Below are 24,436 nucleotides of genomic sequence, written 5' to 3' on the forward strand. Positions count from 1 at the left end.
AGAGAAAATTCGAATAAAATACTTTGAAAAAAGAGAGAAAATTATGAAAATTGCTGTCGGAATACATAATTTCAGAGTTACACTCAGAAGTCCCTTACAAAATCAATCGTGATAATGTTTATTTACGTTTAATTAAAAATTGAATACTTCTTTAAAATAAATAATGAGAGATTTTAATACTATCCAAAAAAAACTAGGAAATTTAAATATTGATAATAAAATTTATTTACTTGGTACAACAGGTGCAGGAAAAACTTCTTTAGTACAACATATATTAGGGACTTCAAAAGATTCTTTTCCTTCTACAGGTCAAAATAGAACAACAACAGTTATTACAGAGTATGTAATATGTAAAAAAAGTTCTTCATTCAAAGCAACCATAATTTTTAAAAATACACTTGACATATCAGAATCAATTGAAGATATAGTTAAAGAAGCTCTCATAAATGCATTAAAAAATAAAAATGAAGAAGAAAATGAAGAAGAAATAATACAAGAATTAGAATATGATTTAGAACAATCTTCTGATCAAAAGTTTAATTTAAAATTTCTTCTAGAAAAAGAACTTATCAATAAAATTGCAAAAAAATTATATGATATTGTTATAGACAATCATAATGAAAATATAGAAGAAATTTTTGATGATAAAGGAAATATTACTCACATTATTAATAATATTATAGAGTTTATTTTCAATGAAATAAAAAATACATTCAATAAAAACCATAATTTCAATTTTAATTTATTTGATGATGAAATCTTAAAAATAAATAGTATTGAAGACAAAAGGTCTTTCATTTTAAAAATGAAAAACCTTTTAGGAAATAAATATGGTTCTATTTCACCATTAGTAGAATACTGTCGTATAGAAGGAAATTTATTATCTGATAAAATTAAAGAAGATTTAGGAGATTTTATACTTATAGATGGAGAAGGAATAGGACATTCAATTAAGGAAATAACAAATGAATTATCTACAAGACATTATGATTTTTTTAAATATTGTAACAATATAGTATTAGTAGAAAATTCTACTAACCCATTTAATTCAGGTGGAAAAACTGCAATTGAAAGTATATATCTAAATGGTTATCAAGATAAATTAAAACTTGTATTTTCAAAAACAGATGAATTAAATGTTTCTGATTTGAACTCATATTTTAGAAGTTCAATTAAAAATTTAAAAAATGCCTTAGATGAATCTAATATTAAATTCAAAATTCAAAATCGAGATAGTTTTAAACTTGCTGATCTAAATAAAAAAACAATAAGTGATGATGATTTAAAAAATATTAAAAATCTAATTAAAAAAAGTAGCTTAGAATTAAAAGATGATAAAGAATTAAATTTAAATTATGATTTTAACGATTTTTTAATTGGAATAAATAATGAAGAATTTAATGAGTTATTTCAAAAATTACTTTTAAAAGAGCATTGGGCTGTTATTAAGGCATTCACTAAAAGAATGTATAACAACGAATTAGAATACAGGCATATAAAACCTGTAAGTATAATTCTTAAATATGTAATGATAGATGTCAATAAATTTTTAGAAAAACAAGAATTAAATAATAATATTAATGTTGTTAAACAGAATTTTTCTAATGATTTAATCAAGTATATAAAGAAAACATTTATTTCTGATAATAAAAATTTATGGGAAAAAGCTTACAATTTTAATGGCTATGGGTCTGATTTTGAAAGAAAGAATTTTATTTTAAATAAAATCACACTTGATTTTATTCCTAATAATTCTAAACTTTTAATAAATAAAAATAATTTTAAAGAAGATTTAAAAAAAATGTTATTGAAATATGGAATAAAAGAAAGAAAAAAAGCACAAAAAATACTTATTAATGATATTAACATCTCCCAAATTTACAAAAAAATAGATTTTTCTTGGAAACTTGACGAAAATATCAATATATTAATTGGAAAAAACGGAAGTGGGAAATCAACAATTTTAAAATTAATTGATGGATACATTAATCAAAATGAAAAAATTCTAAATAAATATGATTTTCCAAAAGTAAATTTAAAAATTAAAAAAAATTATGAAAACTTCGATTATGATATTCAAAATATTGGTGAAGATAATTTAGTTAGTTCAGATATTAAATCTATTTTAATAAGTACTTTTGATAATTTTAAAGATGAACCAAGCTTAAATGAAAAATTAAAAAAATTAATTTTAGAATTTGGTAGTTACCAGCGTAATATTAATCTAAAAATTTCTAAAGAAACTGAAGAATTAATATCTATTTCAGACAGCATTAGAGAGAATATAGATAAAGCTAGTACTGAAGATTTGATAAAATATAAAAACACACTTATAAATATTGATAAAATTAAACAACAAATAAAAAAACCTATATTCTTATTAAATGAATTATTAAATAAATACTTTAAAGAGTCTAATAAAAGTGTTGATTTTAATGATAGTAATTCTCCATTAATAATAAACTTAAATTCAAAAGAAATACCAATTGAAAATCTTTCTTCTGGTGAAAAACAACTATTAATTATTTTCCTATCCATTATCATTTTAGACAATGATCCTTGTATTTTATTATTAGATGAACCTGAAATTTCTTTACATGTAGAGTGGCAAACTACATTTTTAAATGATATTTTAAAGATAAACTCCAATCTTCAAATTATATTAGCAACACACAATCCACTTATCGCTCTAAATAGAGATAAAAATCAAATCAGCAAAATTGAATTAAAAGAAAGTAAAATCGAGCCTTATAAAATGCCCTCTAAATATTATGATGTATCAGGTATTCTAATAGACTTTTTTAATTTATCTTCTGTAATTGGAGATGAAATGAAAAGTATGATTAGAAAATATACTGAATATAAATTAATTGAAGAAGATCTAGAGCCTACTCAAATAAAAGAAATGAATGAATTAAAGAAAATTATTGAAAGTAGTAACTCTGGTGAAATAATATATAACAAAAAATATTTTGAATTTTTAAAGTTTATAAAAGCAGAAAAAGATAATATAAAAGAAAATTTCAACAACCTTGATGATATTGATGATGATGAGTTTTTAATTTTTTTAGAAAAATATAAAAAATAATGCTATGATAAACATGAATCAATTACATTCTAAACAAAACTATAAAAATGCCTTAATTAGTTTTAATAATTCAACACATGAAAAGCGTTGGAAAATATTTAAAGATTCTCACATGGAAGTTTCTAAAGGAAGATGTCCAATATGTGAATGTCTTTTAGATGGTCAAAATATTAGACCTACTAATTCTAGTCAACCACATACTTTAATTGCTACTATCGATCATTACAGACCACAAAGTACAAGTATGTATCCAAAATTAAAATATGATCATTTAAATTACCTTCTAATGTGTTCGGATTGTAATAATGTATACAAAGAAAATTTTTTTCCTTTATATTCTAATGGGAATAGAAGAGAACAGAATGTAAGTTCAACTGCTTGTATTAAGCAAGAAAAACCATTAATTGTAAATCCAATTTATGACATACCATTTAATTTATTTAAAATTCAATTTAAAATTGATGAAAATACTAGTAAAAAGGTTTTAGAATTATCTCCTAAGCACCAAAATGGATATCTATATGAAAAAGCAAAAACAACTATAACATTTTTCTCATTAGGCTCTCCAAAAAACACAAAAAACCCTAATGTTGAGAATTTCAGAGTACTACTATTAAATAAACATTATAATGCTTTTAAGAACATTTTATTCAAACTAAATGGTCGTAAATTAGATGATTTAGTCTTGAATGATCAAAAAAGCATTTATTCCATTATCATGGAAAATAATTTGAACAATTTTGGTTTTTTAAAAAGTATACTCCTTGGAGAATATGAAGATTTTACATAAATAAAAAACCCTCCAAAAGAGGGTTTTTCACGTTTTGAAATAAATAATAAATATACGTTACATCATTCAGAAAACACCGAAAGTAGTTTCCCTTCCAATTGTCTTAAAGCAAGTTCTGCATTTTTTGCATCAAAAATCGCTTTGTTTAAATCTACCTCAGCGTTTAAAAGGTTGATTTGCGCTTGACGAAAATCGATATTCGTTATTTGCCCTAAATTATATTGCTCTTTTGATCGCTCAAAATTATGTTGATTCGTTACTACATTCTTGCGTTGCGCTTCCAAAACAAAAAGTGCATTTTGGTAAGTATTCCAAGAATTTTCAATTGTAATATCTAAGTTTTGCTCCAATTGTTGCTTTTGAATCTGTACAATATCTTCGTTTACTTTCGCATTTTGCTTTTGTACTTTCGTACGTCCACCATCAAAAATATTCCAAGTCAATGTAGCACCAAGATTAAAACCATTTGTTTGTTGATCATTAATACCAGAAATCACAAAATTCTCCGATTGATTATATTGATATCTTCCCGAAACATTTAAAGTAGGATAAAATCCAGATGCGCTAATCTTCGTATCATACTCTCGCAATTGAATATTTTTATTCGCTTGCAAAACCGAAACATTTTCTTTCCACGCATTCGATTTAATATTCTCTTTTGACAAGTCAATTGCATGCACCACTTCTGGCTCCACCTCATAAGCTATCGAAGTATTTACTCCCATAATATTATTCAGATTTCGTTTTGCATTTTGCAATTCTGTCTGCGTGTTCAAAAGATTGATTTTATCATTATTAACATCCACTTCCGCATTCAACACATCCAACTTTGTGTTTTGTCCATAATCAAAATTATACTGCGTTCGTTTCAGTCTTTCTTTCGAAATTTCTAAAGATTCTTCCAAGCTTTTCAAATTCTTCGTCAGCCTAGCAACTTTGTAATATTCTGTTGCCAAATTCAAAATCGTTTCCTCGATTAATGAACGAGCTTGTAACTCCGAAAGATTCTTTGTTTCCTTCAGTTTTTTATAATTATATTTTCTACCAAAACCATCAAACAAAGTATATTCCAGCCCGATAGAAGTGTTATATCCCTTCGTAGTCGCACCGTCTACCGTAATTTCTGGCTCTCCTTCTCTTTTGTTAGAAATATTGTTTTTACTATAATTATAACTTGCATTTGCTGTTACTCTTGGTAAATATTCTGAATTTAAAATTCCAGCATTATTTTCTGCAATTTCCACATTGTTTTTCTCAATCTGGATGTCATAATTATTTTCCAAAGCTTTTGCTACAGCATCTTCCAAAGAGATTGTTTCTTGTGCAAAAATGCTTGAAAAAGAAAGCAATCCAAAACCTAATATGATATTCTTAATGTTCGTCTTCATCTTCCTCATTTTTTAGCTCAATAATAGCTTGTTCTACTTCTTCTTTTGTTACTTTTTTTCCTGTTAAAACCATTTTCCAACCAACTTTAATACTGTTTGAAACGGATAATAATAATGGTAATAATAAAAGTGTCAATAAGGTTGCAACTGTGATTCCGTAAGAAATCGAAATTGCCATTGGTTTTAAGAATTGTGCTTGTCTACTTTTCTCTAATAATAAAGGAGCTAAACCTGCAACTGTTGTAAGCGATGTCAAGAAAATTGCTCTAAAACGAGAAACTCCAGCTTTGTAAAGTGCATCGTTGAATTTTACTCCTTCTTTCAGATATCCATTAAATTTTCCTATCAGCACCAGACCATCATTTACCATAATTCCGACTAGGGCGATAATTCCTAACCAAGAAAGAATATTGATAGAGAATCCGTGGAAATAATGTCCAACTACAATTCCAATCATTGAGAAAGGAACCATAAAAATCAATAATAACGGTTGTACATACGAACGGAATGTAAAAGCAATCACGATATAAATCAATGCTAACACCACGATTCCAGCAGATTTTGCCGTAGAAATTGTTTTGTTTGCTTCTCTACTTTGCCCTTCATAAAGCACCGTCACATTTGGATTTTCTGCTAAAAGTTGCGGCATGATTTGCGTACGAATTTCTTGTAGAATTTCCGTTGCCGAATCATCTGGAGATTGTAAATCTGCCGTCACCTGAATTTCACGTTTTCCGTTTAAGTGATTGATCGAAACTTCTCCTCTTTCGATTTCGTAAGTTGCAATTTCACGAAAAGGAACTTTTGTGTTTAGTGGCGTATTAATCCACATATTATCTAAGTTTTGAATCGAAGAACGATTTTCTTTATCATATCGAACCCAAACCTTGATTTCATCTTGTCCTCTCTGGAAACGTTGCGCTTGAAAACCGAAGAATCCATTACGAACTTGACTCATTACATTTTGTAAATCCAATCCAAGAGCGTAAGCATTGTCTTTTAAATCAATCTTAATTTCCTTGATTCCTTCAGGATCATTATCCGAAATATCTTTCAATGAACTATTTTTAAGCAATTCTGCTTTTAGTCCATTTTTTACATTTTCTAATTCTTTATTATTATTACTTAAAAGAGAAATCGCAACTGGGCTTCCTCCAAAGTTTCCTCCAGAACCAAAAGTTAGAGATTCCACTCCAGGAACTCTTCCCGTTGCCTCACGAATTGCATTTGTAATTACAGGCGAAGAAAAATCACGCTCTTCTCCTGGTAAAAGATTCACTTTGATAGAAGCATTCGAAGCTCCAGGCCCAATTCTTTTAATTGTATTTTGAACAACTTGTAAATTTCCAGTTTGCTTTTCTGTAAATTCATCATTTACTTTCCAAACTGCTGCTTCAATCACAGAAATAATAGAATCTGTTGTTTTTTCATTCGTTCCTTGTGGCATTTTTAAGTTAATCGAAACACGATCACTCGCAATCGATGGGAAGAAAGAAGTTCTTACAATTCCTCCTCCAATAGCTCCGATACTTAAAACTAAAAGTGTAATCGGAATAGCGAAACCTAAAAATTTATTGTGTAAGAAAAATTTTAAAACTGGTCCGTAAATAACATCACGAACAAAATCAATGAATTTTTCTCCATAGAAATTTAATTTCTCAAAAAGTAATACTAAAGGATTTTTTCCTTTGTCTTTTTTCTTAGATAAAGCCTTCGAGTGTGCAATGTGCGCAGGAAGAATAATCAGTGCTTCAATCAATGAAACTGCCAAAGTCAAGATTACTACAGAAGAAACTTCACTAAAGAAATCTGCAATTCGACCATCTAAGAAAAAGAAAGTTGAGAATGCTAAAATCGTTGTAAGAATCGCTGAAATAATTGGAGGGATTACTTCAATTGTTCCATCAATTGCCGCACGAACTGGCGATTTTCCTTTTTCGTAATGTTGGTAAATATTTTCTCCAATTACAATCGCATCATCTACCAAAATACCCAGAACGATAATCATTCCGAAAAGCGATAATACATTGATTGTAATTCCTAATTGCGCTGCAAAAATGAACATTCCAAGAAAAGCAACAGGAATTCCGGCTGCAACCCAAAATGCTAAATGCGGATTTAAGAAAATCGATAAAAAGAAAAGAACTAAAATTACTCCTACAATCGCATTTTCTGTCAACAACATCGTTCTTTGTTGTAAAGTAATCGATGCATCATTTGCAATGTCTAAACGAATATTATCATGTGTAGCATTAAACTCTTCAATATATTCTTTGATTTTTGCGGCACTCGACAATAAATCTTCATTATTTGTATTACTTACACCAACTTCAATTGAAGCATTTCCATTGAAATACACACGATCTGGATTCTCTGACCAAGTATCCGAAACCGAAGCAATATCTTTTAAACGAATTGTATTTCCATTTGGCTCTGAACGAACAATTAAATTCAATAAATCTGAACCATAATATTCACGATTACTCGCACGAATTAGATAATCTTCCGAACTAGTTTTAATCTGACCTCCTGTTACTAAAATATTCGTATTTCGAACAGCATTTGCAACATCGTTGAATGTAAGATTATAGGCTCTAAGTTTTGTTTCATCTAAAGCGATTTCAATTTCTTCATCTGGGAAACCTCTCAAATCTACTTGAGAAATTCCTTCCATTCCACGAATATCATTTTCTATTTGTCTTGCGTAATTTTTCAATTGTGCAAGCGAAACATTATTTCCACTAACATTAAAAGTAATGGTCTCTCGAACATTTTCTACTTTTGAAATAATCGGAGGTTCCATTCCTGTAGGAAACGATGGAACTCTATCTACTGCATTCTTTACATCTGAAAGAACGACATCAATATTTTTTCCTCGTTCTGTTTCAATCGTAATTTGCGCACTGTTTTCATTCGAAACAGAAGTCACACGATCAATTCCGATAATTCCTTTCAGATTATCTTCAATTTTCAACACTACTCCCTCTTCCATTTCTTCAGGGGAAGCACCAGGATACGCTACGCTAATGCTGATATTTCGAGACTCTGTCAGTGGGAAGAAAGAAGATTTCATAGAGAAAACTCCCATCAAACCAAAAACAATAAATGCCCACATCAACACATTTACAGCTACTGGATATTTTATAAAATATGCTATAACTTTCTTCATGTTTTTCTAAATATTATTTTGACTTAGGCATCACTTTCATACCTTCAATAGCGTTTGGAATTGGCTTCGATATTACTTTCGAATTATTATCTAAACCTTTTACCACAACAGTTTCTTTGTTATAAAATATTGGTTGAATTTGTTTTAGTTTTAAAACATCACCGTCTAAAATGAATACTTTGTTTTTATCTACAATTAAACTTCTGTCTACCACATAAGCATCCAATTCTTCTTTCCCTTTAAGAGCAGCTTCTAGATACATTCCTTCTCTTAAATCTTTCCCTGAAACTTCGATAAATGCAGTAACTGTCTGCGAGTTTTGATCAATTTTCCCGTTGATTCTTGCTACTTCTCCTGTCCAAGTTTCCGTTTGTTCTAAGTTTTGAAGTTTTACTTTATTTCCAACTTTTAAGAAAGAAGCAAAAGAAGCATTTACAGCAACTTCCATCTCATAAGTTTTTGGATTGATAAATTCACCTAATTTCTGACCAGTACGTACCAAAACTCCTGGATTTACAAGAGATTCTGTTACAATTCCATCAAATGGCGCACGAATTACATATTTAGAAAAACGCTCTTCTAAGTTTTTCACATTATAATAAAGTGCAAAAACGTTTCTTCCAGAAATAAAGAATTTCTCCTTATCTGAAGTTGTTTCTGGTAATTTTGGAATTGTATAATTGATATTTATCGCTTTTAGGTAGTTTTCCCATTTTTGGAAATCATCTGGGAAATCTAAACGGATATCTGGCATAATCGCTGTAAGTGCATTAAAGAATTTACTTCTTTCCGAACGTAAATTTGCTTCATGTTCATCACTATTGATCCTAAGAATCACCTCTCCTTTTTTGAAAGTTGTTCCTGCTTTAAACTCTTTTCCAGAACCTTCAAAAATTCCTTGAACTTCTGAAAATAATTCAATTTTTTGTTTTGCAACAATACTTCCGTTTACTTCTAAAATAATTGGTACTGTGGTATTTTCCACAACTTCAGTAAAAGCAATCGGTAACTGAATTTTTGCTTTAGGTTTCTCTCTTTTATTGGAAGCAATAAGCGATTTTGCAGTAAATACTGCGATTGCTATCAATATTACACCTAAAATTATGGTAACGTACTTTCTCATCTTTTGATCTGATTAAATTCTCTAATGTTGGTTTGTAATTTTTGTAAAGTTTTAATAGTTGTGACAATTTCTTCTTCAGAGATGTTTTTCTGAAGCAAATCAATAACAGTTTCCATAACGGGAAGCGATTTTTGATATACTTCATTTCCTTTTTCTGTCATAAAAACTAAATTTACTCTACGATCTTTGGGGTCTGGTTTTCTTTTTACAAAACCTTTTTTTTCCATCGTTTGAATCAATCTCGTAAGAGAAGTTTTATCTCTCTCCGTGATAAAAGCCAAATCGTGTTGTGGAACTCCTTCAAAATCTGAAAGTTTGATCAACAAAACCCACTGCTCTCTTGTCAATGGAATTTCCTGCGCTTGAAATCTTTCATTGATAAAACAACCAAGTAATTTTCCGGTCTTCCCAACCCATGGAATAATCGTATGTTCAAATATCATTTTCATGAGGTTTTGACGCAAATTTATCGTAATGGTTTAATTAGTTGCATATGCAACCATGTTAAAATTATCTTAAGATTTTTCACTTAAAATTTCATCGGAAAAACCTTGTCGTTCATAGGGAAAAATTAACTATTTATCGAAAAAAAAGAATCTGTATATTTGGTAAAATTTTTATAAAATTGTAAAACTACATGAATGAAGAAATTATAAATTCAAATGAAGAAGAAAAAGAATTAAAAATATATTATTTAAAAAATAATTTCTTGCCACAAATGTTATCAGGAGGCTTTTTACTTTTTTTAAGCCTCATTGCTTTATCCATTCATATTATCGCTGGAATTTTATTTTTGATTATCGGAATGTTTGTTCTTTTTGCATCAGTTTCCTATTATAACAATAATTCTCCTCAGATAATTTTGAATAAAAAGGGGATTCAGATGGCAGATTCTATTTTGATGGAATGGAAAGATGTTTCTGCTGTTTCAATTCAAGAATCTTATGATAGACAAAGAAGTGTTTATTTGGTTTATTTTTATAAAAATGAAAAAGTACAAATAAAAATAAGCAATCTAGAATACTCTCCTGAATTTATCAAATCTAAAGTCGATTGGTTTCGAAATGAAAATTTTTAGTTTTGTTTAAAAATGCGAAAGGGATTGTAGTAAAAAGCTTTTGTTTTCTGGAAAATTAGATTTCTTAAGAAACGGAGGCGACCTTAGAAGCCCACGGATTCTTTAGAAAATCTTTTTTCAGAAAATCAAAACTTGTAACGAAAAGCCCGGTTTTCTGAGTTTTTCAAACGAAGGAAATTCGCCCAAAAGAAATATTTAAGATTCTAAATTAAAGTTATTGACAACAGATACTTAACTTTTTAAAGAAGAAATTCAAATATCAGTTTAAATTGTAATGAAAAATTAAAATAATAAATATATGAACAAAGAAGGATTAAACATGCGAGATACGGTCGCAAATTATGAAAGAAGTCAAAATGGTAGAGGAAATCAGCGGAGAAATAACATGAGTACTCGAAATTTTTATTATGCAAAAGGAGCTTCGATATTTCAAGCTATTTTTGGATTAATTTTCACAGGGTTTTCTTTTATATTTCTAAATTCTCACGGTGCGTTTGCTCTTATTTTTACAGCTGCGGGACTGTTTTTTGTAATTTCAGGAATTAGGAAATCTATTGATAGTAGTCCACAAATATCGATTAGTTCCTCGGGGATCAAATTGAAAAACACCAATTGGATTCCTTGGAATAATATTGTCGAAGTTGATTTTTATACTAGAAGAAATAAGAAAACTCGAACTCATTATATGCAGATCTATACGAATAGTGATAATCATAAAATCAATATTAGTGAACTAGATACTAGTATTCCTGAACTTAAGAAAACAATTCATCTTTTGAGAAGGAAATAAAAAAAATGATTTAAATAGAATTAGAGGGTTTTGTTTGATTTAAAACACACCCCTAGCCCCTCTCGAGAGGCAGGCTGTCAGGTTCTCCATTTTTTAATTGAAAACCTGGCGCACTTTTGTAAAGTGTGCCCATTGTTTCTGGCGTTTGTGTTGACACGAGTTACAAACTCGCGCCAGCGATTATCAAAAATCGATAAATCAAACTAGAACTTGACAGCCTTTCTATTTTAAAATCAAAAGTAATGATATCTAATCTTCGCTTATAAATTCTAGTAATTCGATTGGAGCTCCGTTGTGCTCTATCATTACAACTTTTATTCCTCCAGAAGGCGAACTTTCTGGACTTAGAATTTTAAAATTTCTTTTCTTCAATTCATCTTCAATATTTTCTACTAAAAAAGCCAAATGTGGTATTTTTTGAATCAGAGGATGAATTGGGGAATCTTTTTCAAAACGCATCCACTCTACTCCAAATGGACTCGTAGGAAATCCCGTTATATACATTTTTAGATGCGGAATGTAAGTCTCATTTTCTTTTTGTTCTGTTGTTGGAATTCCGAGATGATGAAATTTCCATCCCCAGATTTCTACTGCAAGTGTGAGTTCTTTTTCATTTCTAAAATAGTCTTTTTTGATCATCCTTTTTTCGTTTTACTTAAAAGTTACAATAGGATTTTTATTTTTTGAGTTAAAAAAAGAGAAAAATTACACTTTTTGACATAGGTCAAAAGAACGAGGTGAAAGCCAGCCTACATTTGCAACATATTAATTTCCTATTAATACAAAACATGATGGCTTTAAAAAATTTAATTCTAAGTATATTAATCGTTGGTTCTATCACTGGAACGGCACATTATTTTTCGAATCAGTCGAAAGTAACAGAAACTGTTGCGAAAATTGTTTCTACTGATAAATTAAAAGGAAGTTGGTCTGCAACTTATGATAATGAAGTGTTTAAAGGAATTATTCATTATCGTTTGAAACAAAAAAATGGAAAACCAGCTTTTTATACTTCTAAAATAATTCAACAAAACGGAGAATCTTTTCCTGATAATTCTTTAACTCTTGAAATATTGAGTTTTGATGGTAAAAAAGGAAATGGAATTTACCAGTTTAAAACAAATGATAAGTTAGAAAAGTTTGAATGTAACTTCACGCTAAAAACCCCTGAAAAGCTTGAACTAAGTTATGAAGTTGATGGTTATAATGTTAATGAAAATTGGACAAAACTAAAAAAGTAATTTATGGAGACTTTGACTCAAATTTTAAATTGGAAAAGCGTTGAAGACTGGTTTTATGTCTTGAATGATCTGAGTATGACTTATATAATTCTTCCGTTTTTTGTGTTAGAATTAATTCGATATACTTTTTTGAAACAAATGAGCTGGGATATTGTGAAAGATTCGATTGCTAATTTTATCACATTTGGTGCATTTGTTTTAATTGAATATGCTCTAGGATTTTTATTTATTACGAAACTCTATTTTTGGGTTTATGAAAATATCAGTTTAACGCATTTACCTACTACATGGATTACAATCATTGCTTGTGTATTATTAGCTGATTTCGCTTATTATTGGGATCATAGAATGATGCATAGAATTGGAATTGGTTGGGTGACACACACCGTTCATCATAGTTCGCCACATTTCAATATGTCTGTAGCATATCGTTTTGGACCATTGGATGCAGTTTTCCCATTATTATTTTCTTTACCAATTGTAATGTTAGGTTTTAATCCAATATTGGTTTTATTCTGTGAAGCATTTGTACAAGTATTTCAAACACTTTTACATACAGAGGCTATCGGAAAATTATTCAAACCTATTGAAGCAGTATTCAACACACCATCGCACCACAGAGTTCACCATGGTTCGAACAGACAATATTGGGATAAAAATTATGCTGGTATTTTAATTATCTGGGATAAAATATTTGGAACTTTTGAACCAGAAGTAGAAAAAGTAGTTTATGGTGTAAGCGAGCCTATAAACTCAAACAATCCGATAACTGTTTTCTTTCACGGATTTACGAGATTTGCAGAAAAACTTAAAAATATAAAAGGAACTACTAACAAGTTAAAAGCTTTTGTTAAACCTCCCGATTGGGAACCTTCCAATAAGTACGAGAAGTGATTTAGAGTATCTATATTGATAGAAATATAGTGTGTAATTGTAATTGTTAAGGTTAGTTTTCTAATCACTTTTCACAAAAAAGCTTTTTCTTAATTGAAAAAGCTTTTTGTTTTATATTATTTTCTTGGTGATATTTTTTAAACATTATAAGGATTAAAATTTTATTAAGGAATTTTGTTTAATTCTAAATACACCTCTCGCCTCTCTCAAAAGGGAAACTTAACAATCTGTAAATATTTACCCTTAATCAAATGTGATAATACCTATTTTAAAACTAAATCATAAACCATTATAAAATACATGTTTTATTTTTTAATAAAATATCTAAATATTCATGGTTTTTAGAATAATCGACTACTAAATCTATTAAATGAACTCCTTTTGATTTTAATGTTTTTTTCAATAAACGTTCAAAACCTTGTACCGTTTCTGGTCGGTGCCCTGTAATATTATCATAACTATTTGCATATTCTACCAAATCTGGATTTGTATAATCCAAATCGTGTGTTTGAAAACCTCTTGCTTCTTGTTTCCATTTAATCATCCCGAAAGCATTATCTCTTAAAACAATAATAACAAGATTAATTTTCAATCTACTTGCTGTTTCCAACTCTTGAGAATTCATCATAAATCCACCATCTCCACAAACACAAATAACACTTCTTTGTGGATACAACATTTTTGTAGCAATTGCAGAAGAAAGCCCTGCTCCCATTGTTGCAAGAGCATTATCTAAAAGTAAAGTATTAGGATAATGACATTTATAATTTCTAGCAAACCAAATCTTGTACATTCCGTTATCTAAACAGACAATTCCATCGCTTGGTAAAACATTTCTTACAATTTGAACAATATGCTGTGGATACATCGGGAATTTTCGATCTTCCATCAAACAAGTTGTATTGTTATCAATCTCAACTTTAATTCTTTGATAATAAGAAAAATCCCAATGTCTTTGGACTTCAATTATTTCTGAAAGTTCTTGAATACTATGAGCTATATCACCTATTACTTCTAATTGTGGAAAATAAACCTCATCTAATTCTGCTGGAAAAAAGTTTATATGAATCACCTTTTGATCTCCTTCTTTTGACATCATAAACGGTGGTTTTTCTATAGTATCATGTCCGATATTTATAATCAAGTCTGCTCTAGACAAAGCACAATGCAAGAAATCATTATCTGAAAGAGCAGCACAGCCTAAATAATATTCACTTCTTTCATCAATAACTCCTTTTCCCATTTGTGTTGTAGCAAAAGGAATTTTTGTACTTAAAATAAAATCTGTTAATGCTTTGGAAGTTCTTTTTCTATTTGCTCCACTACCAATAACGATCATTGGTGATTTCGCTTCTTCAATCATTTGCTTTGCCATTTCAATAACAACAGGAGAAGCATAAGGTCTACGAAGATAATTTTCAGTTAAAACAAAATTACCTTCAATTTCTTCTTGAGCAATATCCTCTGGTAATTCTAAATGCACACAACCTGGACGTTCATCTCTTGCAATTCTAAAAACATTTTTTACTGTCACTGGCAAATTATTTCCGTCTATAATTTGTTTTGTAAACTTCGTCACAGGACGCATAATATCTACAATATCCAATAACTGAAATAATCCTTGATATCGATCTTTGATTGGCTTTTGCCCAGTAATCATCAACATTGGCATTCCTCCTAGTTGTGCATAAGCTGCTGCTGTAATTAAATTTGTAGCTCCAGGACCAAGTGTTGCCAGACAGACTCCTGGCTTTCCAGTTAATCGACCAAAAGTTGCAGCCATAAAACCTGCTGCTTGTTCATGTCTTGTTAAAATTAATTTTATGGAAGAGTCTTTTAAAGCTTCTATAAAATCAATATTTTCCTCTCCTGGAATTCCAAAAATATATTCAATACCTTCATTTTCTAAAAGTTTCACAAAATAAGCTGCTACTGTCATAACTTCAATTTAAAGATCTCTTTAAGTTACGAAATTTCAAACATTTACACCTAAAAAGAATTAAAAATCAAACACTTACAACTATGACTCTTTCTGATATTCGTTTTTGATAGAATATTTTTTCAACATAAAAACAAAAGGAATAATTATCAAAGCTCCGATTCCGATAAAAAGAAAAGCATCCATAAAACTTTGTAATTCTGCATGTAAATACATTTCTTGATGTAAAAGTGCTGTTGCTTTTTGTTTTGCATCCAATTTTGTAAACCCTTGTTGAAAAAAATGATTTGTTTGATTTTCTAGCCAATTTTGTAGTTTATAAGAACTTCTGTCTAAATGCGTAATCAGTTCTCCTTGATGTTTAACACTTCTAGACATTAGATAATTTGTAATCACAGCAATTCCGAAAGAACCTCCAATTTGTCTTGCCATATTACTCAGTCCTGCTGCTTGTACAACATCTTTTCCTTTAAAACCTTGTAATGGAATCAGGGTAAGCGGAACGAAAACTAATCCTAAACCAATTCCTCTTAAAACTAATGGCCATAAAAAACCCGGTGGATTTACATCTCTTCCAATATTATTAAAAATCGAAAATGTAAAAAGAAAGAAAACAAACAAACCAGCTGTCATTAGCATTTTCACGGAAACTTTATTGGTCAAATGTCCTGTTATTGGCATCATTAAACCTGCAATAAAAGCTCCTGGTATTAATAATACTCCTGTTTCAGTGGCCGTATAACCTAAAGCCTTTTCAGCCAAAACTGGATAAACTAAAACAGAACTAAATAGACAAAAACCTAGAAGAAAAGTCATGAAAGTACTGATTCCAACATTTCGAAAACGTAAAATCTTGAGATCTACTACAGGATCTGTGGATTTCAATTGTCTATAAACAAACACTACTAGAGCTAGAAAGGAAATTATGGCTGAATTTCTTATAAATGCAGAATTAAACCAATCATCTTGTTGTCCTTTTTCTAAAACTGTTTGTAAACATCCTAAACCTACTATGAGAAGTAAAAAACTAAACCAATCAATTTTTTTAATTTTCTTTTTACGTTGAAATCCTTTTTGATTTGGTATAAATAAATAAGATAAAATCACAGCTAGAATTCCAATTGGAACATTGATAAAAAATATCCAATTCCAAGATAAATTATCTACTAAATATCCTCCTAGAGTTGGCCCTAAAGTTGGCCCCATTACAATTCCTAAACCGAAAATCCCATTTGCTAAACCAATTTGTTCCTTTGGAAACGTATCTACCAAAGTCGATTGAGAAGTCGTTAATAAAGCTCCACCCGCTAATCCTTGAAAAAAACGAAAGAAAACAAGCTCCCACAAAGAAGTAGAAAAACCACAAAAAAGACTACAAATAGTAAAAATAAAAATCGATGTGAGAAAATAAGGCCTTCGACCAAATTGCTCGGTAAACCAACCTGTAAGAGGAATCATAATTACATTTCCAATCGCATAAGAAGCAATCACCCAAGTAACTTCGGATAAAGTTGCTCCGATTCCTCCCATGATTTCATACAATGCAACATTTACAATCGAAATATCAATCAATTCAATGATTGAGCACATTACAACTGTAACGGTAATAATCCATTTGTTTGCATTTTGCTTCAAATTCTTCTTATTTATCTTCTACGGTAACAGTTACACTCATTCCTGAAGCTGAAAAAACCTTATAAATTTCATCATCTACAAACTCAAATTTCACAGGAATTCTTTGTACAATCTTTACGAAATTCCCCGTTGCATTATCTGTTGGAAGTAAAGCAAATTTTGCCCCAGTAGCATTGGTAAAAGAAACTAGCTTTGCTTTAAATTCTTTATCTGGAAAAGCATCCATTTCTATAATTGCATCCATATTTAACTCTAGATGTTTCACTTGTGTTTCTTTATAATTAGCAACTACCCAAAGATGATTTCCAACCAATTCTGTCAAAATCTGCCCAGGTGCAATCACTTGTCCTTCAACAATTTTTAACTCAGGAGTTTTTCCATTTTCTGGTGCAATAATAAATGTATTCTGATATTGAAAACTTGCATCTTGAAAAACGGCTTCAGCTCTCTCAAAATTTACAACTGAGATTTCGTGGGAAACCACTGCTTCTTCATGATTAATTTCTGCAATTTTCGTCACAGCCTTTTGTTCCATAATTTGTGCTTTTGCAGCTTTATTTTTGGCGTAAATTGCATCATAAGCAGCTTTCGGAATGGCTTTACTTTTATATAAATTTTTCTTTCGTTTAAATTCTTTAAAAACAGCATCATTAAATGCTTTTACTTCCTCTAATTTAGCCAAAGTAGCTTCCAGATGTTTTACAGATTTATCCAGATTATTTTGAGTTAAATTAATCTGTAATTCAGCATTTTTCAAATTTGCTTCAGCCTCCGATAAAACATTTGCATAATGTGTTTGTTCAATAATCATCAGCGTATCGCCTTTTTCTACAAACTCATTATCACCAATATTTAATTCTACTATTTTACCAGAAACTTCTGAAATTATAGGATAAATATGACTTTGGATTTGTGCATTATCTGTAGAAGTTGTGGTCAATGCATGATAAATATATCGTACTGAAAAAAGTATTACTAAAATAACAAATAGTAATATTATGATTTTATATTTTCCGTTTATCTTACTCATAATCTACTAATTGTTGAATTTGTTCTCCAATGATTTTTTTATAAGCGTAAATATTCAGGGTATAATGTAGAAGAAATTGAATCTTTTGAAGTTTTGCATTAGCTAATTGCACTTCAATTCTAAGCAAATCTAAATTTGTAATTTCTCCATTTTCATATTGTAAAAAAGCTTGCTCTACAGCTTTCTCAGATTGTAAAATTTTAATTTCACTCAATTCCATCTTTTTGAAAAACTGTGTAATATTTTCTTTTGTTTTAAAAAGCGCTGTTTGAACCTGTAAATCAACTTCTGCTTGATTAGAAAAAGAAGCATCTATATTATTTTGCGCAATTTTCTTATTTATTTCAATTCTATTTCCAAGAAAAATAGGAATCTGAACCCCAACTCCGACAGTATAATTTAATCGTAATTCTTTATTATCTGGAAGTAAACCGTTTTTATAACCACCTTTTGCTTGTGCTAAAATTGTCGGGTAAGCTTGACGTTTGGCTTTATCCAATTGTTGTTTTGAAATATCAGAATTTATTGTAGATAGTTTTGCTTCTAAATTATTTGCAATTTCAGAATCATTAAAAATAAAAGGTTTTGATAAAAAAGGAGTTTTAAAAAAAGAAACGTTGATATTTTCTTTTTGCGTAAATAATTCTAATTGTTTTTTTAAAACTTGTAATGAATTTTCTAGAGTTTCTGCTTGAATCATTACTTGCGAAAGTTGCGCATCTGTATTTAAAAGATCTAAATTCGTAATCTCCCCTTGCTCATAAAAAAGAGCGTTTATTTTCTTTGTCTTATGTAATAATTCTTGTTGTTCTTGATTTACTTTTCTAGCTTCTTGAACAAAATATAAATTATAATAAAGATTTACTATTTCAAGAGAAATTTGTTGTTTAATCAAACTTTCGTTGTTCGAAGCAAAAGCTTGCTCTAAGTTTGCAATAGCAACATCTGCTTTTGTTCTACCAAAATTATAAAGATCATAATTTACTTCTAGATTAAAATCAAAATTGTTTAAAGGATAGAGTTCTGCACTCAAAGGAACTGTTGGTAATGGAATCGTAATTTCACTTCTTGGTTCAATAAGTCGGTATCCTAGATTTGTTTGAATATTTGGAAGATATTGACTTTTAGCCAAATCAATTTTATTTTCATTTAGGGCAAGAATATTTTTTGCTTTTTCAATGCTTGGATGAGTTTCTAAAGCATTATCTATAAATATCTGAAGCTCGTATTCTTCTTGAGAAAAAACTCCAGAATAAGTCAATAATAATACAACTATGCATAAAAATTTCTTCATCACCTATCTTCATTTATCAAATGCACTCTTACTATAAATTTAACCAAATTCAATTACAATTCATATTTAATTTTATAATAAAGTTAGATAAGTGTAAAATAAAAAAGGCTACCTCCAATGAGATAGCCTTTTATAGATCAAGAATTTATTTCTTATTTCTTCACAATTCTTCTTGTAGTAACTGTAGATTTTGTTGCAATCTTCACTGCATAAGAACCTTGAGAAAGGTTAGATAAATCTAATTTTTGAACATTTGAGTTTAATGCTTTAGTGTAAACTTTTTGTCCTAAAGAGTTGTAAACCTCCACAGAAGTTAAGTTGTCTTTAGCAGAAATAGTTAACATATCTTGAATTGGGTTTGGATACATTTTTAATCCTTCGATGATGTTATCCTCAATTCCTAATTCAGCAGTTGTAAATGAATAAACTTCTGTCCACTCACTCATATTTAATTCACTACAAATGTCTCTTACATAAACATTGTATGTAGATTCTGGAGTTAATTCCATTGCATTGTAAGCAGCTTCAGTAACTACTACTCCTGTTTCTGGCATTTCTTCAGTAGCTAAAACAACGATAATTTCGAAAGAATCAGCTCCTCCAGTAGTCCAAGTAATATCTGCTGTTGTAGCAGTAATATTAGCAGCCATCACATTAGTAGAAACTTCACAAACATCTAAAGTTGTGAAAGTGTAAGCTTCTGTCCAATCACTCTTATTATCAGCACTACATAAATCTCTTACATAAACTTTATACTCTGTATTTAAAGTTAAATCCGTAGCAGCATAAGTAGTTTCAGAAACTACAGTACCTTCAGCTGGCATATCTTCTGAAGAAGGAACTACGATGATTTCCCAAGAATCAGCTTCTCCTGCAGTCCAAGAAATATTTGCAGATGTCATTGTAATATCAGCAGCCATAACGTTTGTTGGTGCAGCACATTCTAAAATAACTTGATCTGTAACAGAAATAGCAATATCTTCTAAATATAGATAAAATTTATTTGCATCTGAATAACAGTTAAATGCTACATAATAAGTTCCTGTCTCTTGTACAGTATAAGAAGCAGTACCTTCTTCGTAAGAAGTATTTGATAAGTCAGTTCCTCCATTATTATCCCAAAGAATTGTAGATTGAGAAGCCATTGTTTTTTCAGTACCAATAGTTACTTTCATTTTTTCTTTAAAGAATGAAGATTCTGTTTTGTAATCAAATTTAACTTGAATTACATCTCCTGCAGTCATATGAATTTCTTGAGTATACGCCCAAGCATTTGCAGCATTATCTCCATGATATCTGTATCTTAAATAATTTGAATCATCAGCAGTATTAGTCTGGATTTCCCAGTCATTTCCTTCACCTTCATTGATGTAATCCCAACAAGAAGCTTCCATATCTTCAAAACTATAAGCATAAGCATTTTCTGTAGTTAAAGTAAACACATCACACTCAGTACTGAAGTAAGTTGGTGTAGACCATAAGCTTTCTCCTAATTCTCCATCACAAACTTCTTTGATATAAACAGCATAAACTGTTGAAGCTTCTAAGTTTGTAGCGTCAAATTCTGCAGTAGTATCTACTGATTCAAATTCTGTAGAATCTTCAGCTGGTGCATCTAAAGATGCTTCTTGAACAATTACTTTCCAAGAAGTAGCTCCCATTGTTACCCAGTTAACTTTTGCAGAAGTTAAAGTAATCTCAGAAATAGTAATTTCTTCTGTTGCTGGACAATTGTATAATGTTGTTTCAGAACTTGAAGCAGTCCATAAACTTAAATATTCACCACAGTTATCTCTTACATAAATGATATACTCTGTGTTTTCTTCTAAATCATTGAAAGTATAAGTAGCTTCTGTTACTTCTGTAAACTCAGCTACATCATCAGCTGGTGCATCTAAACTAGCTTCTTGAATAATAATATGCCAAGCGTCAGCTCCTCCTGTTGTCCAATCAATTTTTAAAGAATTATTTGTAATCTCTGAAATTGTTAATTCTGTTGGTGCAGGACAGTTTAATAAAGTTGTGAAAGACTCAGATGCTTCCCAAGCTCCTTGTTCTTCTCCACAATTATCTCTTACATAAACGATGTATTCAGTATCTTCTTCTAAATCTGTTAAAGTAGTAGTTGCAGCATCAGCAACATCCATAAATCCAGTAGCGTCTGCTGCTGGAGCTTCTAAACTAGCTTCTTGCACTAAAACTTGCCAAGCCTCAGCTCCTCCTGTTGTCCATGCAACATCAGCACTATTATTAGTAACATTTGAAACTACAACATCTGTAGTATATAAACAAGCTGGTGCAATAGCAACATTGATATTATCAACATATAAATTAAATTTATTAGCATCAGAATAACAGTTAAATGCTAAATAATAAGTTCCAGCTTCTGTAGCAGTATAAATAACTCTAGCGTTAGAATACGTTGTATTTGTTAAAGATTCACCACCATTATTATCCCAAATTACAGTAGATTGTGCTTCTACAGTCTTAGCAGAACCAACAGTTACTTTTAGTTTTTCTTCTGAAAAACTACTATACGTTCTATAATCAAAATTTAATTCAATAACATCTCCAGCTTCTAATACTAATCCTTGTGTATAAGCCCATGCATTTGCAGGATAAGATGAATTATAACGGTATCTTAAAGAATTTGCTCCTTCAGAACTGTATGTTGCTGAAGTAAAAACTTCCCAGTTGTTTCCTGTTCCTTCATTTACATATTCCCAACATTTTAATTCATCAGCTTCAAATCCATATTCGTAAGAAGTTGATTCATTAATTGTAAATAATCCACAGTTAGTGATAAAGTTAGTTGAAACCCAAACACTTTCTCCTAAGTCTGCTCCACAATTATCTTTTACATAAACGTTGTATTCAGTTCCTTCAATTAAGTTTTCTGCATTAAATTCTGCAACATCATTTACTTCTGTAAAGTCAGTAGCATCCTCAGTTGGTGCATCTAAAGAAGCTTCTTGAACGATAACTTTCCAAGTCGAAGCTCCTCCAGTTGTCCAAGAAATTTTAGCGGTAGTTTCTGCAATATTAGAAACCTCCAAAGCTGTTGGTGCAGGACAATCTAATAAAGTTGTAAAAGTACTAGATGGGAACCAAATACTTGTTTCAGAACCACAGTTATCTCTCACATATACTCTATAGTCAGTATCTTCTTCTAAATCTGAAAATGTAACTTCTGGAGTTCCAGAAATAACTTCAAATCCTGTAGCATCTGCAGTTGGCATTGCAGCTGAAGATTCTAAAATAAGTGCATGCCATTCTGTAGCTCCTCCTGTTGTCCAGTTTACTTTAGCAGAATCATTATCGATATCTGAAACTAAAAGATCTGTTGGATAAGGACAAGATGGTGTAATTCCTACAAATGTGATGTTTGCGATTAACTCAACTACAGTAGAACCAGTTGCTGGAGGAGTTAATGGGTCTGGGTTTGTAGAATCATTAATATAATAAATTGTTCTATTTGAACCTACTTCTGTAGCATAGAAATCATCTAATGAACCATTATATGAATCTGTATTTTCATCTGTTGCAATGAATAAGTTATCTGTACCATTATAAGTAAATGGTGTGTCTAATGTTACAGTTACAATATTTGTATCTGTATCATGTACAATCTCTCCAGAAAATTTTTGTAAATCGGCAGAAACTGTAATCCAATCTTGATTATCATCAAAAACTTCTTTTGAAGTGTGCCCCATGTAAACAACCCAATCTTTAGAGTTTGTTAAAGTTGTTCCTGGTTTTGTGTAATATTGTAAAGCTGTGATTTCTCCTGAAGTGTTAATTTCTGAAGATAAATAAATACTTTGCACATATGAATATCCAAAGAATGGATTGATAGGCGCTGAAGTTGATGACTCTCCAAATCCGATAGAGACTTGTGCCATCAACACTGTATTTAACAGCAGTGCAATCAAAAATGTAATTTTTTTCATAAATTTAGGATTGATTAAATAATATTTTAGCAAAAATACTTATAATATTACACTTTAACCATTACATAAATTTACTTTTAATAGTACAACACTATTTTAACATATAATTTAAAACTATATTATCAAAAAGACTATTTTATTACAATTATATCTACAAAGTATATTATTTAACTTAAACTATTTTCCATAATATTTATCACTACTTAACATAATATGTTAAAAATTTCACATTTAATTTATTTTTTACGCTAAAAATAGACTCTAAATATAAATTCTTAATAAATACCAAGAAAATCAACCTTACAAGCAATTATTCAAAAACAGATTGTATTTATATTGTATCTTAAAAATCGAAATTATTTGCTCTAAAACATCTTCTTGTTTCCAAAATGTATCCTCTACTTTATGAATCACAGCATAACTTTTATGTCTTAATAATTCAATATCTTTAAAATCTTTTGGAAAACCTCTTGGCGCAGTTTTTAACTTATCTCCATATATCTCCGGAAAAACTTTCAAGAATTCTTCATCATGAATTATAGCTTTAAACTCATCTGGATATTCAAATATTTCTGTTCGAATTGCTTTTAACGCTTTCGGTTGTGGCATGTAAATTCCTCCTCCTATAAATGAATTTCCAGGCTCGATATGTACATAATATCCTGCTTGCTCACTTTTTCTTCCATTTCCTGAAATAAAAGCACCAAAATTTCTTTTATATGGTTCTTTATTATTTGAAAAACGAACATCTCGATTCAAACGAAACATACAATCTTTAGAAGAAATGGCCATAATTGAACCATCGAATTTTCTAATTTTTGAAATCAAAGCATCGAGCAACATTGCATATTCATCTCTCGCTTCCGTATATTGTTTTTTATTTTCTTGAAACCAATCTCGGTTATTATTATCTCTTAAACCTTCTAAAAAATTAAGTATTAATTCTATTTTCATTTTTCTGAATTTATAATTTATTTTCTGTTAAAATAATTAATATTTTTGAGAAAATTACGCATAAATATTATAT

The 24,436-nt window shown here is 29.8% G+C and carries 17 protein-coding genes; 6 read left to right on the plus strand and 11 right to left on the minus strand.

All coding sequences use genetic code 11. The features are described from left to right. The first annotated feature begins 163 nt into the window (after positions 1 to 163). Together I0K12_RS14410 and I0K12_RS14415 are read left to right on the plus strand one after the other, a co-directional pair. Positions 164 to 3,088 carry an AAA family ATPase gene (locus I0K12_RS14410; protein ID WP_196888835.1) on the plus strand — a complete coding sequence of 975 codons (2,925 nt, stop codon included), beginning with the start codon at positions 164 to 166 and terminating at the stop codon, positions 3,086 to 3,088. 4 nt (positions 3,089 to 3,092) lie between these two features. Further along, on the plus strand, positions 3,093 to 3,878 hold the full coding sequence (locus I0K12_RS14415) for a hypothetical protein (protein ID WP_231372774.1): 786 nt from the start codon (positions 3,093 to 3,095) through the stop codon (positions 3,876 to 3,878). A 62-nt stretch (positions 3,879 to 3,940) separates the two neighbouring features. Here I0K12_RS14415 and I0K12_RS14420 read toward each other — a convergent pair whose 3' ends face one another. From I0K12_RS14420 to I0K12_RS14435, 4 genes are read right to left on the minus strand one after another with little or no spacing between them, the layout of a single operon-like run. Next, on the minus strand, positions 3,941 to 5,266 hold the full coding sequence (locus I0K12_RS14420; RefSeq protein ID WP_196888837.1) for a TolC family protein: 1,326 nt from the start codon (positions 5,264 to 5,266) through the stop codon (positions 3,941 to 3,943). Further along, entirely contained in the window at positions 5,250 to 8,435 is a 3,186-nt protein-coding gene (locus tag I0K12_RS14425; RefSeq protein ID WP_196888838.1) for an efflux RND transporter permease subunit, read from the minus strand. Before I0K12_RS14425 ends, I0K12_RS14420 begins: the two co-directional genes overlap by 17 nt. 13 nt (positions 8,436 to 8,448) lie before the next feature. Beyond that, on the minus strand, positions 8,449 to 9,558 hold the full coding sequence (locus tag I0K12_RS14430) for an efflux RND transporter periplasmic adaptor subunit (protein WP_196888839.1): 1,110 nt from the start codon (positions 9,556 to 9,558) through the stop codon (positions 8,449 to 8,451). Beyond that, on the minus strand, positions 9,555 to 10,001 hold the full coding sequence (locus tag I0K12_RS14435) for a MarR family winged helix-turn-helix transcriptional regulator (RefSeq protein WP_196888840.1): 447 nt from the start codon (positions 9,999 to 10,001) through the stop codon (positions 9,555 to 9,557). Before I0K12_RS14435 ends, I0K12_RS14430 begins: the two co-directional genes overlap by 4 nt. 194 nt (positions 10,002 to 10,195) lie before the next feature. Between I0K12_RS14435 and I0K12_RS14440 the strand changes: the two genes are divergently transcribed. Together I0K12_RS14440 and I0K12_RS14445 are read left to right on the plus strand one after the other, a co-directional pair. Further along, positions 10,196 to 10,636 (plus strand): hypothetical protein, encoded by a 441-nt coding sequence (locus tag I0K12_RS14440; protein ID WP_196888841.1) that lies wholly within the window; start codon positions 10,196 to 10,198, stop codon positions 10,634 to 10,636. A gap of 298 nt (positions 10,637 to 10,934) precedes the next feature. Next, entirely contained in the window at positions 10,935 to 11,426 is a 492-nt protein-coding gene (locus I0K12_RS14445) for a hypothetical protein (protein WP_196888842.1), read from the plus strand. A 249-nt stretch (positions 11,427 to 11,675) separates the two neighbouring features. Here the strand turns inward: I0K12_RS14445 and I0K12_RS14450 are convergent, their stop codons facing one another. Next, complete coding sequence (locus tag I0K12_RS14450; RefSeq protein WP_196888843.1) at positions 11,676 to 12,065, minus strand: hypothetical protein; 390 nt, start codon at positions 12,063 to 12,065, stop codon at positions 11,676 to 11,678. Positions 12,066 to 12,214: 149 nt separating this feature from the next. Here I0K12_RS14450 and I0K12_RS14455 point away from each other — a divergent pair, with 149 nt between their 5' ends. Both I0K12_RS14455 and I0K12_RS14460 read left to right on the plus strand, forming a co-directional pair. Then, positions 12,215 to 12,667, plus strand: a complete 453-nt coding sequence (locus tag I0K12_RS14455) for a hypothetical protein (protein ID WP_196888844.1) — start codon at positions 12,215 to 12,217, stop codon at positions 12,665 to 12,667. Between the two features lie 3 nt (positions 12,668 to 12,670). After that, on the plus strand, positions 12,671 to 13,561 hold the full coding sequence (locus I0K12_RS14460) for a sterol desaturase family protein (protein WP_196888845.1): 891 nt from the start codon (positions 12,671 to 12,673) through the stop codon (positions 13,559 to 13,561). A gap of 289 nt (positions 13,562 to 13,850) precedes the next feature. Here the strand turns inward: I0K12_RS14460 and I0K12_RS14465 are convergent, their stop codons facing one another. The 6 genes from I0K12_RS14465 to I0K12_RS14490 form a co-directional block, all read right to left on the minus strand. After that, positions 13,851 to 15,500 (minus strand): acetolactate synthase large subunit, encoded by a 1,650-nt coding sequence (locus I0K12_RS14465; RefSeq protein ID WP_196888846.1) that lies wholly within the window; start codon positions 15,498 to 15,500, stop codon positions 13,851 to 13,853. 81 nt (positions 15,501 to 15,581) lie between these two features. Beyond that, positions 15,582 to 17,135 (minus strand): DHA2 family efflux MFS transporter permease subunit, encoded by a 1,554-nt coding sequence (locus tag I0K12_RS14470; RefSeq protein ID WP_196888847.1) that lies wholly within the window; start codon positions 17,133 to 17,135, stop codon positions 15,582 to 15,584. A 7-nt stretch (positions 17,136 to 17,142) separates the two neighbouring features. Continuing rightward, entirely contained in the window at positions 17,143 to 18,165 is a 1,023-nt protein-coding gene (locus I0K12_RS14475) for an HlyD family secretion protein (RefSeq protein WP_196888848.1), read from the minus strand. Next, positions 18,158 to 19,459 carry a TolC family protein gene (locus I0K12_RS14480; RefSeq protein ID WP_196888849.1) on the minus strand — a complete coding sequence of 434 codons (1,302 nt, stop codon included), beginning with the start codon at positions 19,457 to 19,459 and terminating at the stop codon, positions 18,158 to 18,160. Before I0K12_RS14480 ends, I0K12_RS14475 begins: the two co-directional genes overlap by 8 nt. Before the next feature lie 152 nt (positions 19,460 to 19,611). Next, on the minus strand, positions 19,612 to 23,409 hold the full coding sequence (locus I0K12_RS14485) for a fibronectin type III domain-containing protein (protein WP_196888850.1): 3,798 nt from the start codon (positions 23,407 to 23,409) through the stop codon (positions 19,612 to 19,614). Between the two features lie 300 nt (positions 23,410 to 23,709). Beyond that, complete coding sequence (locus I0K12_RS14490; protein WP_196888851.1) at positions 23,710 to 24,363, minus strand: DUF2461 domain-containing protein; 654 nt, start codon at positions 24,361 to 24,363, stop codon at positions 23,710 to 23,712. Positions 24,364 to 24,436: the final 73 nt, after the last annotated feature.

This window comes from Aureivirga sp. CE67 (assembly GCF_015767245.1).
In the GTDB taxonomy this organism is placed as follows: domain Bacteria; phylum Bacteroidota; class Bacteroidia; order Flavobacteriales; family Flavobacteriaceae; genus Aureivirga.